General features: G+C 65.3%; 12 protein-coding genes. 8 read left to right on the top strand and 4 right to left on the bottom strand.

What is annotated here, in order from left to right; all coding sequences use genetic code 11:
- Positions 1-43: 43 nt before the first annotated feature.
- Together TBU01S_RS04685 and TBU01S_RS04680 are read right to left on the bottom strand one after the other, a co-directional pair.
- A complete protein-coding gene (locus TBU01S_RS04685; RefSeq protein WP_068635473.1) occupies positions 44-799 on the bottom strand; it encodes a M48 family metalloprotease in 756 nt (251 codons plus the stop codon).
- Positions 800-1,287: 488 nt separating this feature from the next.
- A complete protein-coding gene (locus TBU01S_RS04680; protein WP_068635472.1) occupies positions 1,288-2,082 on the bottom strand; it encodes an enoyl-ACP reductase FabI in 795 nt (264 codons plus the stop codon).
- A 230-nt stretch (positions 2,083-2,312) separates the two neighbouring features.
- Here TBU01S_RS04680 and TBU01S_RS04675 point away from each other — a divergent pair, with 230 nt between their 5' ends.
- From TBU01S_RS04675 to TBU01S_RS04660, 4 genes are all read left to right on the top strand, one after another.
- Entirely contained in the window at positions 2,313-4,586 is a 2,274-nt protein-coding gene (locus TBU01S_RS04675; protein ID WP_439654543.1) for an ABC transporter substrate-binding protein, read from the top strand.
- Complete coding sequence (locus TBU01S_RS04670) at positions 4,586-5,563, top strand: ABC transporter permease (RefSeq protein ID WP_068635471.1); 978 nt, start codon at positions 4,586-4,588, stop codon at positions 5,561-5,563. The genes TBU01S_RS04675 and TBU01S_RS04670 overlap by 1 nt, the downstream gene beginning before the upstream one ends.
- 8 nt (positions 5,564-5,571) lie before the next feature.
- The gene (locus TBU01S_RS04665) at positions 5,572-7,068 is read left to right on the top strand and encodes an ABC transporter permease (protein ID WP_068635470.1); all 1,497 of its coding nucleotides are present in this window, start codon (positions 5,572-5,574) and stop codon (positions 7,066-7,068) included.
- A 182-nt stretch (positions 7,069-7,250) separates the two neighbouring features.
- A complete protein-coding gene (locus tag TBU01S_RS04660) occupies positions 7,251-8,852 on the top strand; it encodes a protein adenylyltransferase SelO (RefSeq protein ID WP_068635493.1) in 1,602 nt (533 codons plus the stop codon).
- Positions 8,853-8,885: 33 nt separating this feature from the next.
- Here the strand turns inward: TBU01S_RS04660 and smpB are convergent, their stop codons facing one another.
- Positions 8,886-9,395 (bottom strand): SsrA-binding protein SmpB, encoded by a 510-nt coding sequence (gene smpB, locus TBU01S_RS04655; RefSeq protein WP_281178404.1) that lies wholly within the window; start codon positions 9,393-9,395, stop codon positions 8,886-8,888.
- A 69-nt stretch (positions 9,396-9,464) separates the two neighbouring features.
- Between smpB and TBU01S_RS04650 the strand changes: the two genes are divergently transcribed.
- Positions 9,465-9,902 carry a type II toxin-antitoxin system RatA family toxin gene (locus TBU01S_RS04650; RefSeq protein WP_068635468.1) on the top strand — a complete coding sequence of 146 codons (438 nt, stop codon included), beginning with the start codon at positions 9,465-9,467 and terminating at the stop codon, positions 9,900-9,902.
- A gap of 2 nt (positions 9,903-9,904) precedes the next feature.
- Positions 9,905-10,243: an RnfH family protein gene (locus tag TBU01S_RS04645; RefSeq protein ID WP_068635467.1), complete on the top strand. Its 339-nt coding sequence runs from the start codon at positions 9,905-9,907 to the stop codon at positions 10,241-10,243.
- A 46-nt stretch (positions 10,244-10,289) separates the two neighbouring features.
- On the opposite strand, the gene TBU01S_RS04640 is transcribed toward TBU01S_RS04645, so the two are convergent.
- Positions 10,290-10,781, bottom strand: a complete 492-nt coding sequence (locus tag TBU01S_RS04640) for a DUF4124 domain-containing protein (protein WP_068635466.1) — start codon at positions 10,779-10,781, stop codon at positions 10,290-10,292.
- 79 nt (positions 10,782-10,860) lie between these two features.
- On the opposite strand from TBU01S_RS04640, the gene guaB reads away from it, so the two are divergent.
- Both guaB and guaA read left to right on the top strand, forming a co-directional pair.
- A complete protein-coding gene (gene guaB / locus TBU01S_RS04635; protein WP_068635465.1) occupies positions 10,861-12,324 on the top strand; it encodes an IMP dehydrogenase in 1,464 nt (487 codons plus the stop codon).
- A gap of 73 nt (positions 12,325-12,397) precedes the next feature.
- Positions 12,398-13,963, top strand: coding sequence for a glutamine-hydrolyzing GMP synthase (guaA, locus tag TBU01S_RS04630; RefSeq protein WP_068635464.1), 1,566 nt, complete (start codon positions 12,398-12,400; stop codon positions 13,961-13,963).
- Positions 13,964-14,000: the final 37 nt, after the last annotated feature.

Here is a 14,000-nt window from a genome sequence, read left to right as displayed (position 1 = left end):
GATCTTTCGCCGGGGCCGCAGGAAGGGGCCGGGAGGCCGGCCTTCAGCGTGCGGCGAGGCGCTGGGCCATGCGCTCAGCACGCGCCCCCGGTGCCGGATGGCTGGAGAACACGCTACGGTCGTTGCCGAACATCGTTTCGAGCTTGCGCAGCGCCGTCACGGCCCCGTCGGCCTTCAAACCGTTCTTGCGCAGGAAATCCACCGCGTAATCGTCGGCTTCGTTTTCCTGTTTCTGGGAGAACTGGGCATTCACGAAGGCTTCACCGATCGCACCGAGCTCCGATGCAGAAATGGCCGCGACCGCGTTGTTGTTACTGGCAGCGGCGGCTTCGCGCACCGCCGAGGCCGCGTAGGCGGTTCTCAGTTGGCTCTTCGAGTGGCCGAGCATGACGTGGCCGATTTCATGCGCGATGACATAGCGCACTTCGTCGTCGTTGAACTTCTCCAGCAGCCCGGCATGGACGCGGATGGCGCCATTGGGGACAGCGAAGGCGTTGACCTCGGACGTGAGATAGACCTTGTAATTGAGCTTCATGCCATCGACGGTCTGCCACTTGGACGCCAGCTTCGCCAGCCGCTTGGCGTGCTTGTTGCCCGCTGGCGCGACCGGGGTCTTCTTGTCGTAGTGGGCGGAGGTCCGATTGCCGAGGGCACGAACTTCATCGTCCGACAGGGTGGCTGCGGTGGCAAGGTTCTGGCCGGCACTGACCATTTTGCTCAGGTCCATGCCGGTGGTCTTGCAACCCGACAGCACGAGCAGCGAGGCGGTCGCTGCGGCCGCGAGAGGGAGAAGTTTCATGGTGTATTCGTGGCTGGTTGGAAAATTTCCGCATGATGCCATAAAAATATACAGAATGAAACATTTGTTGACGCCATGTTATGTCAACGGATTTCTCGAGGGCGCTTCTCCATCCCTTGGCAGGTGCTTGCCAGCAATTGCTCAAGGCCCTTGTGAGGGGGCCGGGGTCGAGTTTTCATGGGCGCCAATGCCCGGGCGGATGGAACCCGGCCCGCTCGTGAGCGGGCTCGACTTTGATCGCGAAAGGAAGCTGCCCGGTCAGATGAATGGCTTGATTGAAGCAGGCCATGCGCACATGGCCTGCTCAGGATGCGAAAGGCAGTTCAACGAATTGCTGGATGCCTGCCTGGCCGAAGGGCCGCAAATGGTGACGGCGCGGCGCCGAAGCGGCAGTCCTGGTGCTCGTGCAAGGGTGGCGGCGTTTGCAGTCCGCTGCCCGTCCGTCGCTGAGGCAGTTGCCGCTGACCGACAGGGCGTGCACGGAAAGATCAGGCCATGGGCTCCGGATTGCCCAGGGCAGTGATGTTGAAGCCGCCGTCCACGTACATGATCTCGCCAGTGATGCCGCTGGCGAGGTCCGAGCAGAGGAAGGCGGCGGCGTTGCCGACTTCGTCGATGCTGATGCTGCGGCGCAGCGGGGCGTTGTGCTCGTTGAAGGCGAGCAGCTTGCCGAAGCTGCCGATGCCCGACGCCGCCAGCGTCTTGATCGGGCCGGCGGACACGGCATTGACCCGGGTGCCTTCCGGGCCGAGGGTGACGGCGAGGTAGCGCACCGAGGCTTCGAGGCTGGCCTTGGCCAGACCCATGATGTTGTAGTTGGGCATGGTGCGCTCGGCGCCGAGATAGGACAGCGTCAGCAGCGCGCCGTTGCGGCCCTTCATCAGCGGCCGGGCGGCCTTGGCCAGCGCCGGGAAGCTGTAGGCGCTGACTTCTTGGGAAAGCCGGAAGGCCTCGCGCGACAGGCCGTCGAGGAAATCGCCTTCGAGACTGTCGCTGGGCGCGTAGGCGATGGAATGGACCAGGCCATCGAGACCGTCCCAGTGCTGGCCGAGTTGTTCGAACAGGCCGGTGATCTGGGCGTCGTCCTGGACGTCGAGCGGGAACAGCAGGCTGCTGCCGAACTCGGCCGCCATCTTGGTCACGCGTTCCTGGAAGCGCTCATTCTGGTAGGTAAACGCGAGTTCTGCTCCTTCGCGGTGCATCGCCTTGGCGATGCCGTAGGCAATCGAACGGTTGCTGAGCAGACCGGTGATCAGGATTCGTTTGCCGGCAAGGAAAGCCATTGACCCTACTCCGAATGACAGGCGTTCGATTATAGCGAAAACCCTGATGGCGACAGAGATCTGTCGCGATGATGCCATTGGCGCAGGTGATGGCCGCAGTGAAAGCCATGCGCGCCGCCGCTATTGGCTGCAGGCGCTGCGATGGCCGGCAAAACCTGCCAGAATCGCGGCTGTCCTGATTCCTCCGTCTGCCTGTGCCCCGTCTTCCGGCTCCTTCCGTGTCGTCGCTCCTGTGCCGTCCGCCCGGCTTGTTCCGCCGTGCCTTCGCACGGAGTGCGGCGGCAGCTTGCGCGCTGGTGCTGCTGGGCTGTTCGGCGGGGCTGAACGATCCGTATCCGAGCGTCGAGCGCGGCGAGAACATCTTCTACACCGCCTTCACCGAGCGCCCCAAGCATCTCGATCCGGTGCAGTCCTACAGTGAGGACGAGGCCGCCTTCCTGTACCAGATCGTCGAGCCGCCGCTGCAGTACCACTATCTGAAGCGCCCGTATGTGCTGGAGCCTGCCACTGCCGCGGAGATGCCCGGTGTGCGGCGCTACGACCGCAACGGCCGGGAACTGCCGGCCACGGCGGATGCGGCGAACGTGGCGAAGACGGTGGTCGAGATCCGCATCGAGGAGGGCATCCTCTACCAGCCGCATCCGGCTTTTGCTTTGAACGAAGACGGTTCGCCGCGTTATCTGGGCCTGACGGCGGACGATCTACGCGGCATTCGCGGCTTGGGCGACTTCGAGGAAACCGGTACGCGCGAACTGCTGGCGGCGGACTATGTGCACCAGATCAAGCGGCTGGCCCATCCGAGCCTGCATTCGCCGATCTTCGAACTGATGGCCGAGTACATTCCCGGCCTGAAGACCCTGCACGAGCAGTTGGTGGCCGCGCAGAAGGCCGCGGCGGAGCAGGGCGGTGGTGCGCTGGATCTGGAGCGTTTCGAGCTGCCGGGCGTCGAGGTGGTGGATCGCCATACTTACCGCATCACGCTGCAGGGCGTTTATCCACAGTTCATGTACTGGCTGACGATGCCTTTCTTCAGTCCGGTACCGCCGGAGGTCGACCGTTTCTTCGCCCAGCCCGGCATGGCCGAGCGCAACCTGACGCTGGACTGGTGGCCGGTCGGCACCGGCCCCTACATGCTGGTCGAGAACAACCCGAACGCGCGCATGGTGCTGGCGCGCAACCCGAATTTCCGCGGCGAGTCCTATCCTTGCGAGGGCGAGCCGGACGATGCGGCGGCCGGGCTGCTGGCCGACTGCGGCAAGACCATGCCTTTCATCGACCGCGTGGTGTTCTCGCGCGAACGCGAAGGCATTCCGTACTGGAACAAGTTCCTGCAGGGCTATTACGATGCCTCGGGCGTGTCGTCCGACAACTTCGACCAGGCGGTGACGATGACCAGCCAGGGCGACGTGGCCTTGTCGGACGAGATGGAGGACAGAGGCATCCGGCTGTTGACGTCGGTGGCGCCGTCGATCTTCTATCTCGGCTTCAACATGCTCGATCCCTTGGTCGGTGGCGGCAGCCGGGAAAAGGGGGTGGCCGGCTCGGGCGCCCCCGGCGGATCGCGGGAAAGCCGCGAACAGGCGCGCAAGCTGCGGCAGGCGATCTCGATCGCGCTCGACATGGAGGAGTTCGTCTCGATCTTCCTCAACGGCCGCGGTCTGCCGGGCATGAGTCCGATTCCGCCCGGCATCTTCGGCGCACGCGAGGGCCGCGAAGGCATCAATCCGGTCGTCTATGAATGGCAGGGCGACGATGTGAACGGCAGGCCGGTGCGCCGCGGCCTGGACGAAGCTCGCCGCCTGCTGGCCGAAGCGGGCTGGCCCAATGGCCGCAATGCACGCACCGGCGAGCCGTTGGTCGTCAACCTCGATACCACGCCGGGATCGTTCGGCGACAAGACGCGCTCGGATTGGCTGGCCAAGCAATTCCGCTCACTGGGCGTGCAGTTCGTCGTGCGCCCGACCGACTGGAACCGCTTCCAGGACAAGATCCGGCAAGGTAATGCCCAGCTTTTCTTCCTCGGCTGGAATGCCGACTACCCCGACCCGGAAAACCTGTTGTTCCTGCTGCATGGTCCGCAGGGCAAGGTCAGGTTCAGCGGCCAGAACGCGGCGAACTACGAGAACCCGGAATACGACGCCTTGTTCGAGCGCATGAAGGGAATGCCCGACGGCCCTGCGCGGCAACAGGTGATCGACCGCATGGTGGCGATGCTGCGGCACGACGCGCCCTGGGTGTTCGCCTTCCATCCCAAAACCTATTCGCTGCAGCACGGCTGGGTGTACAACCGCAAGACCGGCGCGATGGTGCGCAACAACATCAAGTACCTGCGTCTCGACGTCGAGCGCCGCGCCGCCGCCCGGGCGGAATGGAACGAGCCGGTGCTGTGGCCGCTGGTGCTGGTGGCGCTGCTGCTGCTTGCGATGGTCTCGCCGGCGGTGCTGCACTGGCGCCGGCGCGAAGTCGCCACCGCGGTACCGGACGAGGCAGGGGAGAAGCGCTGATGCTGGCCTATCTCGTCCGCCGCGTGCTGTATGCGATCCCGATCCTGATCGGTGTCAACCTGCTGACCTTCGTGCTGTTCTTCGTCGTCAACTCGCCGGACGACATGGCGCGCATGCACATCGGCGTCAAGCGCGCCACGCCGGAGGCGATCGAGCGCTGGAAGGCCGACCGCGGCTACGACAAGCCGATGTTCGTCAATGCCGATGCGGAAGGCAGCGCACGCTTCACCGACACGATCTTCTTCGACAAGTCGCTGCGCATGTTCGCACTCGAGTTCGGCCGCGCCGACGACGGCCGCGACATCGGCCAGGAGATCCGCGACCGCATGGGGCCGTCGCTGGCGATCGCGCTGCCGACCTTCGTGCTGAGCCTGTTCGCGTCGATCAGCCTGGCGCTGCTGCTGGTGTTCTTCCGCGCCACCTACCTGGATTTCTGGGGCGTGGTGATCTGCGTGGCGATGATGTCGATCTCCAGCCTGTTCTACATCATCGGCGGCCAGTGGCTGGTGTCCAAGCTGTGGGCGCTGGTGCCGATCTCGGGCTACGCGCCGGGGCTGGACGCGACGCGCTTCCTGATGCTGCCGGTGCTGATCAGCGTGCTGGCCGGCATCGGCTCCTCGGTGCGCTGGTACCGGACGATCTTCCTCGAAGAGATTTCGAAGGACTACGTGCGCACCGCGCGTGCCAAGGGCCTGTCCGAACTGGCGGTGCTGTTCCGCCACGTGCTGCGCAACGCGCTGATCCCGATCCTGACCGGCGTGGTGGTGGTGATTCCGCTGCTGTTCATGGGCAGCCTGCTGGTGGAGTCCTTCTTTGCCATTCCGGGCCTCGGCAGCTACACCATCGACGCGATCAACGCGCAGGACTTCGCCGTGGTGCGGGCGATGGTGTTCATCGGTTCGGTGCTCTACATCATCGGCCTGATCCTGACCGACATCTCCTATACGCTGGTCGATCCGCGGGTGAGGCTGGAATGAGCACGCCGATGAGCTTCCAGCCCGTATTGTTATGGACCGACCTGCTGCTGTTCGTGCTGCTGGCGGTGGCGCTGCTCGCGATCGTCCACGTGCGTGGCAATGAGCCGCTGCGTGCGGCCTGGCGCAAGGTCGGCAAGCGCCCGACCGGCATGGCGGCGGCGACGGTGCTGCTGGCCTTCGTCGTGGTCGGCGTGCTCGACAGCCTGCACTACCGGCCGCTGCTGCCGGCGGCGCAGGCCGAGACATCGGCTGCCGAGGCCGAGAACGGCACCGGGGCCGCAGTCGATGCCGAAGCGGCGACGGGAGCCGAATCTGCCACAGCAGGCGGGCAGCTTGGGCCGGTGTATTCCACCGAAGTGCTGTCGGTGTTGGATGCGCTGCTGGAACCGCTGCGCGCCCAGACCGAGAAAACCTATTCGGCGCCGTTCGCCTGGCAGCTCTACCAGCGCGAGGCGATGGAGCTGCCGGACGGCCGCCAGGTGCGCGGCTATCCGCGCCTGGTGCATGGCGCAGCCCATCTGCAGGAGCCGGAGGACGAACTCGCCGCCGACGTCGCGGCGCGTGTCGCCAGCGGTGCCGGACTGGCGGTGGCAGTCTGGCTGCTGTGCTTCGTCGTGCTCGCCACCATCGTGTGGCAGGGCAGCGGCCTGGGCTGGGGGCAGGTGGCGCTGGCGATGCTGGCCGGCCACACCGTGCTGGCCTGGCGGGCGGCGCTGGTGACGCTGGCGGTCATCCTGCTGATCGTCGGTCTGTGCCTCGAACTGGCGCCGCTGTACCACGTGCTGGGTACCGACAAGGTGGGCCAGGACGTGCTCTACCTGTCCTTGAAGAGCGTGCGCACCGCGTTGGTGATCGGCACGATCACGACGCTGGTGATGATGCCTTTCGCGGTGGCGCTGGGCATTGCCGCAGGCTATCTCGGCGGTTGGGTGGATGACGCGGTGCAGTATGTCTATACCGTGCTGAACGCGATTCCCGGCGTACTGCTGATCGCGGCGGCGGTGCTGATGATGCAGGTGGTCATCGACACCCATCCGCAGTGGTTCGACACCGCGGCCGAGCGTTCGGATGCGCGCCTGCTGGCGCTGTGCTTCATCCTCGGCATCACGAGCTGGACCGGGCTGGCGCGCCTGTTGCGCGGCGAGACGCTGAAATTGCGCGAGCTGGAGTACGTGCAGGCGGCACGGGCTTTCGGCGTCGGCACGCCGGCGATCCTGCGCCGTCACATCCTGCCGAACGTGATGCACATCGTGCTGATTTCGCTGGTGATGGATTTTTCCGGGCTGGTGCTGGCGGAGGCGGTGCTGTCCTATGTGGGCATCGGCGTTGATCCGACGACGATCAGTTTCGGCACCATGATCAATCTGGCGCGTGCCGAGCTGGCGCGCGAGCCGATGGTGTGGTGGTCGCTGGCGGCGGCGTTCGTGTTCATGTTCGTGCTGGTGCTGGCGGCGAACCTGTTTGCGGACGTGGTGCGGGATGCGTTCGATCCGCGGCGGGGCTGACGCCTTTAGCGGCCTGCGGGAACGAGTGACGCTGACAGTCGTGTGGGGTGTTCGAGGAAGCTGCGAGGACTGTAACTCGCCCTGCGGGCTCGGACAGTCCTCGGCTGCTTCAGGAACACCCCGCACTCCGGTCAGCGTTGGTGCTGGCTTGATGATCTGAAAACCCTGGGATGGATGACTTCATGCGAGAACTTCGTTTCGACAATCGCTTCGTGCGCGAACTGCCGGGCGATCCCGTGAGCGGGCGGCACGTGCGGCAGGTGCATGGCGCGTGCCATTCACGGGTGGAGCCGACGCCGGTGCGGGCGCCGCGGCTGCTGGCGTGGGCGCCGGAGGTGGCGGAACTGCTCGGGCTGGACGCGACGGACGTGCTCGATCCCCGTTTTGCCGAAGTGTTCGGCGGCAATGCCTTGCTGCCGGGCATGGAGCCTTATGCGGCCTGCTACGGCGGGCATCAGTTCGGCAACTGGGCGGGGCAGTTGGGCGATGGAAGGGCGATCACGCTGGGCGAGGCGCTCAACCCGCAGGGGCAGCGCTGGGAGCTGCAACTGAAAGGAGCCGGGCCGACGCCGTATTCGCGCATGGCGGACGGGCGGGCGGTGCTGCGTTCGTCGATCCGCGAATTCATCTGCAGCGAAGCGATGCACCACCTGGGTGTGCCGACGACGCGCGCGCTTTGCCTTGTGGCGACCGGCGAGCAGGTGGTGCGCGACATGTTCTATGACGGCCATCCGCGCCCCGAACCGGGTGCGGTGGTGTGCCGGGTGGCTCCGTCCTTCATTCGCTTCGGCAATTTCGAGATATTTGCGTCGCGCGGCGAGGAGGCTTTGCTGCAGCAGTTGATCGATTTCACCATCGACCGCGATTTTCCCGAACTGGTCGAGGCCGAAGCCGATCCGGTGGTGCGCCGGCTGCGCTGGTTCGAGGAAGTGTGCCGCCGGACGGCAGTGCTGATGGCGCACTGGATGCGGGTGGGCTTCGTCCACGGGGTGATGAACACCGACAACATGTCCATCCTGGGTATGACGATAGACTACGGTCCCTACGGCTGGATCGATGATTTCGACCCCGACTGGACGCCCAACACCACCGACGCCGGCGGGCGGCGCTATCGCTTCGGGCACCAGCCGCGCATCGCGCAGTGGAACCTGTGGCAACTGGCGAATGCGGTGTATCCGGTGATCCAGCAGGTCGAGCCGCTGGAGCGGGCGCTGGCGATGTATGCCGACGTCCACGAGGCGGAGAACCGCCGCATGACGCAGCAGAAGCTCGGTCTCGAAACCTGGCGCGAAGGGGAGGGCGGGGAGGAAGGCGAGGACGGGGCACTGGTGGCCGAACTCCATCGCATCCTGCAGGCCGGCGAGATGGACATGACGCTTTTCTTCCGCCGTCTGGCCGAACTGGATGTGGCGCAGCCCGATCCGGTGCACGTTGATGAACTGTTCGGCGAGGTGTTCTACGAAGAAGCCCGCCGGAACGAGGTCGCCGCGGCATTCCAGGCCTGGCTCGCGCGCTACGCAGCGCGGCTGCGTGAGGAAGGCGTGCCGGCGGTGTTGCGCAAGGCGCGCATGGATGCGGTGAATCCGCTCTACGTGCCGCGCAACTACCTGGCGCAGCAGGCCATCGACCGGGCCGAACAGGGTGATGCGAGCGGTGTCGTGGAGTTGCTCGAGGTGCTGCGCGGGCCGTATGCCGAGCAGCCGGGGCGGGAAGCCTTTGCAGCGAGGCGGCCGGACTGGGCGCGCCACAAGGCGGGCTGCTCGATGCTGTCCTGCAGCTCCTGAGGCTCGGAGCAGGATGGGTCGGCCCGACCCATCCTACATCTGGGTGCGCATCAGGCGCTGCTTCTCGCGGTCCCAGTCCTTCTTCTTCTCGTCCTCGCGCTTGTCGTGCAGCTTCTTGCCCTTGGCGAGACCGATTTCGAGCTTGATGCGGCCCTTGACGTAATGCAGGTCGAGCGGCACCAGGGTGAAGCCGGCGCGCTCGACCTTGCCGATCAGGCGGGCGATTTCCTTCTTGTGCAGCAGCAGCTTGCGGGTACGCACCGGGTCGTGGCGGACGTGGCTCGACGCGGTGCTGAGCGGTGCGATGTGCATGCCGAACAGGAAGATCTCCTCGTTGCGGATGATGACGTAGGATTCCTTGATGTTCGCCCGCCCGGCCCGGATCGCCTTCACTTCCCAGCCTTCGAGGACGATGCCGGCCTCGTGCCTTTCTTCGATGAAGAAATCGTGGAAGGCCTTGCGGTTTTCGATGATGCTCATTGCTCGATGATCCTTCGGCGGCGTCGCGCCGATGCGGTGCGCGGCCAACGGGCTGGTCCGCATACGGTAGAATCGCGCATTTTAACAGCACGGCGCTGTCCGTTTCGCACCGTGCACCGCTCCAGGTTGTTCATGGCCGACGTCAAGAAGCTCGTTCTGATCGAATTCACTCCCGCGCAGATGTTCGAACTCGTCGACCGGTGCGAAGACTACCCGCAGTTCCTGCCCTGGTGCGGCGGTGCCGACGTGCATCAGCGCACCGACACCGTCACCGCGGCGACGCTGCACATCAACTACCACGGCATCAAGGCGCACTTCAGCACCGAGAACACCAAGCGCTGGCCGAATGAAATGGACCTGCGCCTGACCGACGGCCCCTTCACCCACCTAGACGGGCATTGGCGCTTCACGCCGCTCGGCGACACCGCGTGCAAGGTCGAATTCAGCCTGCACTACCAGTTCTCCAGCAAGCTGCTGGAAAAGGTGCTGGGGCCGGTCTTCAATCACATCGCCAATACCTTCGTCGATTCCTTCGTGAAGCGCGCGGCGCAGGTTTACCCGCGGGCCTGAACATGGCGACGATCCGCGTCGAAGTGGCCTACGCGCTGCCGCAGCAGCAGGAATTGATCGAGCTGAGGCTGGAAGAGGGCGCCACCGCACGTGATGCGGTGGAGGCGTCGGGGCTGCTGGGCAAGCATCCCGACATCGATCTGGACGGACGCAACAAGCTCGGCATCTTTGGCAAGCTTGCCAAGGCCGATACGGTGCTGCGCGACCGTGACCGGGTCGAGATCTACCGGCCCCTGATCGCCGACCCCAAGGCGGTGCGCAAGAAGCGCGCGGAAGAGGGCAAGGTGATGAAGAAAGGCGGCGGCCCGGCGGAAGAGAAGCCCGAAGCTTCAGGCGCTTGAGTCGTCGAGCGCCGACACGCCGGGCGCCGAAACTCCGGCGCTTCCTTCAGTTGCAGTGCTGCTCGATCTGTTGGCGCAGGCGCGCCGATTCCGCCGCGCGCGCAGTGTCGTCGAGGAATTCGCGCTCACCCGCCGCGTTCATTCGTGCGATCCGCTGCCCGGAGTCGAGTGCCGTGAGCTGGTTGCGTGCGTCGGTACAGAAGCGCTGTTTTTCAGCTTCTTCGGCGGCGTCCCGTGCCGCCTTGGCGGCGGCCTCGGCTTCTTCCGCACGGCGTTGACGGAAGGCGGTGTCCGGGTCGACCGGTTGTTCAGCTTCCGGCTGCGCAGTCTCCTCGTTCGCAGCGTCATCGGAGGCTTCGCCTTCGGTCTGCGGGGCCGAGGCGGGGGGCGGGGTGCCGCGCAAAGTCTTGACCGGACCGCTGGGCGGCGGGATGTCGGAATAGTGGGTCCGCCCGTCCTTGTCCTTCCAGCTGTAGATTTCCGCGGCTGCGGGCAGCGCGGTCAGCAGTGCGAGAAGGAGAATTGCAGGACGAATCATTCGAGGACTCCGGAAGGCACGGCTTACATGCTGCGGGGGGGCTCTGTATAATACGGATTTGGTCGAAAGGATAAAAGCCATGCGAGTGATTCAGAAGGCGCTGACGTTCGACGACGTCCTTCTCGTTCCCGCCCACTCCACGGTCCTCCCGCGCGATGTGAGTCTGCAGAGCCAGATCACCCGGCGCATCCGTCTCAATATCCCGCTCGTGTCCGCCGCCATGGACACCGTCACCGAAAGTCGCCTGGCCATCGCGCTGGCGCAGGAAGGCGGCATCGGCGTCGTGCACAAGAATCTCACGCCGGCCGAGCAGGCGGCGGAAGTGCACAAGGTCAAGCGCCACGAGTCCGGCATTCTGAAGGATCCGATCACCATTCCGCCGACGATGACCGTCGGCGAGGTGGTCGCGCTGCAGCGGCAGAACCGTTTCTCCGGCGTGCCGGTCGTCGAAGGCGGCAAGGTCGTCGGTATCGTCACCAACCGCGATACGCGCTTCGAGACCAATCTCGATCAACTCGTGTCGGAAATCATGACCCCGCAGGACCGTCTGGTCACCGTGCGTGAAGGTGCCAGCCTGGAGGAAGCGCGCGAGCTGCTGCGCGTGCATCGCCTCGAACGCGTACTGGTGCTGAACGACGTCGGCGAGCTGTGCGGCCTCATCACGGTCAAGGACATGATGAAGGCCACCGAGCACCCGTTCGCAGCCAAGGATGAACACGGCCGCCTGCGGGTGGCGGCAGCGATCGGCGTCGGCGCAGGGACCGAGGAGCGTGCCGAACGCCTGGCCGAAGCCGGCGTGGACATGATCGTCGTCGATACCGCCCACGGCCATTCGCAAGGCGTGCTCGACCGCGTCAATTGGGTGAAGAAGACCTTCCCGCACATCGAAGTCGTCGGCGGCAACATCGCCACTGCCGATGCAGCGCGCGCGCTGGTCGATGCCGGCGCGGACGGCGTCAAGGTCGGCATCGGCCCCGGCTCGATCTGCACCACCCGCATCGTCGCCGGCGTCGGCGTACCGCAGATCACCGCAGTCGATAACGTCGCCAACGCGCTGGCCGGTACCGGCGTGCCGATGATCGCCGACGGCGGCATCCGCTTCTCGGGCGACATCGCCAAGGCGATCGCCGCCGGCGCCAACGTCGTGATGCTGGGCGGCCTGTTCGCTGGCACCGAAGAAGCACCGGGCGAGACGGTGTTGTTCCAGGGCCGTTCGTACAAGTCCTATCGCGGCATGGGTTCGCTCGGTGCGATGGAGAAGGGGGCGGCCGACCGCTACTTCCAGGACGAGAACTCCGGCAACATCGACAAGCTCGTGCCCGAAGGCATCGAAGGCCGCGTGCCCTACAAGGGCTCGGTCGGCGCCGTCATCCACCAGTTGATCGGTGGCCTGCGCGCCTCGATGGGTTATCTCGGCTGCGCCGATATCCCGGCCATGCACGAGCGTGCCCAGTTCGTGCAGATCAGTTCGGCCGGCATGCGTGAATCCCACGTCCATGACGTGCAGATCACCAAGGAAGCGCCGAATTACCAGATCAGCTGATCGATCCGTTTCCAATCTCCCAGGCGGCTGACAGGCCGCCTTTCCTTTTTCCGCCGTTCGACATTCCCGCGCCATGGCCCACCAGAAAATCCTCATCCTCGACTTCGGCTCCCAGGTCTCCCAGCTCATCGCCCGCCGCGTGCGGGAGCAGCAGGTGTACTGTGAGCTTCACCCCTTCGACGTGTCGGACGAGTTCGTGCGCAACTTCGGCGCCCAGGGTGTGATCCTGTCCGGCGGTCCCAATTCGGTGTATGAGGCCGAGGACTGGCGCGCGCCGCAGGCGGTGTTCGAGCTCGGCGTGCCGGTGCTCGGCATCTGCTACGGCATGCAGACCATGGCCAGCCAGCTCGGCGGCAAGGTCGAGAGCTCGAGCCATCGCGAGTTCGGCTACGCCGAAATGCGCGCGCGCGGCCATTCGAAGCTGTTCGAGGGCATCGAGGACCGGACCAACGCCGAAGGCCATGGCCTGCTCGACGTCTGGATGAGCCACGGCGACAAGGTCACCGAGCTGCCGCCGGGCTTCAAGGTGATCGGCAGCAACGAATCCACCCCGATCGCTGCGATGGCGGACGAGGCGCGCGGCTTCTACGGCGTGCAGTTCCACCCCGAAGTCACGCACACGATCAAGGGCAAGGAAATGATCGCCCGCTTCGTGCACGACATCTGCGGCTGCGGCCACGACTGGAACATGCCCGACTACATCGCCGAAGCGGTGCAGAAGATCCGCGAACAGGTCGGCGACGAGGAAGTCATCCTCGGCCTGTCGGGCGGCGTCGACTCCTCGGTGGCCGCGGCGCTGATCCACCGCGCCATTGGCGACCAGCTCACCTGCGTGTTCGTTGACCACGGCCTGCTGCGCCTCAACGAAGGCAAGCTGGTCATGGAAATGTTCGCCGGCCGCCTGCACGCCAAGGTCGTGCACGTCGATGCCACCGAACAGTTCATGGGCCACCTGAAGGGGGTCACCGACCCCGAGCAGAAGCGCAAGATCATCGGCCGCGAGTTCGTCGAGGTCTTCCAGGCCGAAGCGAAGAAACTGCCCAACGCCAAGTGGCTGGCGCAAGGCACCATCTACCCCGACGTGATCGAGTCCGGCGGCGCCAAGAACAAGAAGGCGCACACCATCAAGAGCCACCACAACGTCGGCGGCCTGCCCGAAACCCTCGGCCTGAAGCTGCTCGAACCGCTGCGCGACCTGTTCAAGGACGAAGTCCGCGAACTCGGCGTCGCCCTCGGCCTGCCGCACGACATGGTCTACCGCCATCCTTTCCCCGGCCCCGGCCTGGGCGTGCGCATCCTCGGCGAAGTCAAGCAGGAATACGCCGACCTGCTGCGCCGCGCCGACGCCATCTTCATCGACGAACTGCGCGCCGCCGACTGGTACGACAAGACCAGCCAGGCCTTCGCCGTCTTCCTGCCGGTCAAGAGCGTCGGCGTCATGGGCGACGGCCGCACCTACGAATACGTCGTCGCGCTGCGCGCGGTGCAGACGCAGGATTTCATGACCGCGCATTGGGCGGAACTGCCCCACAGTCTGCTGGGCAAGGTGAGCAACCGCATCATCAACGAGGTGCGTGGCATCAACCGGGTGGTGTACGACATCTCCGGTAAGCCGCCGGCGACGATCGAGTGGGAATAAATTATCTTCGTGTCAGGTCGTCCCATGTCGTCCGGTG

This window comes from Thauera butanivorans NBRC 103042 (assembly GCF_001591165.1).
In the GTDB taxonomy this organism is placed as follows: Bacteria; Pseudomonadota; Gammaproteobacteria; order Burkholderiales; family Rhodocyclaceae; genus Thauera; species Thauera butanivorans.
The sequence above is the reverse complement of the archived record's forward strand: the minus strand, read 5'-3'. Positions and strand labels throughout refer to the sequence as shown.

Bases quoted from the DNA above. Each gene is read 5' to 3' on its own strand.
- TBU01S_RS04640 (WP_068635466.1), bottom strand. From the start codon at position 10,781: ATGATTCGTCCTGCAATTCTCCTTCTCGCACTGCTGACCGCGCTGCCC.
- TBU01S_RS04670 (WP_068635471.1), top strand. From the start codon at position 4,586: ATGCTGGCCTATCTCGTCCGCCGCGTGCTGTATGCGATCCCGATCCTG.
- TBU01S_RS04650 (WP_068635468.1), top strand. From the start codon at position 9,465: ATGGCCGACGTCAAGAAGCTCGTTCTGATCGAATTCACTCCCGCGCAG.
- TBU01S_RS04660 (WP_068635493.1), top strand. From the start codon at position 7,251: ATGCGAGAACTTCGTTTCGACAATCGCTTCGTGCGCGAACTGCCGGGC.
- smpB (WP_281178404.1), bottom strand. From the start codon at position 9,395: ATGCGGACCAGCCCGTTGGCCGCGCACCGCATCGGCGCGACGCCGCCG.
- TBU01S_RS04685 (WP_068635473.1), bottom strand. From the start codon at position 799: ATGAAACTTCTCCCTCTCGCGGCCGCAGCGACCGCCTCGCTGCTCGTG.
- TBU01S_RS04680 (WP_068635472.1), bottom strand. From the start codon at position 2,082: ATGGCTTTCCTTGCCGGCAAACGAATCCTGATCACCGGTCTGCTCAGC.
- guaB (WP_068635465.1), top strand. From the start codon at position 10,861: ATGCGAGTGATTCAGAAGGCGCTGACGTTCGACGACGTCCTTCTCGTT.
- TBU01S_RS04645 (WP_068635467.1), top strand. From the start codon at position 9,905: ATGGCGACGATCCGCGTCGAAGTGGCCTACGCGCTGCCGCAGCAGCAG.
- TBU01S_RS04665 (WP_068635470.1), top strand. From the start codon at position 5,572: ATGAGCTTCCAGCCCGTATTGTTATGGACCGACCTGCTGCTGTTCGTG.
- guaA (WP_068635464.1), top strand. From the start codon at position 12,398: ATGGCCCACCAGAAAATCCTCATCCTCGACTTCGGCTCCCAGGTCTCC.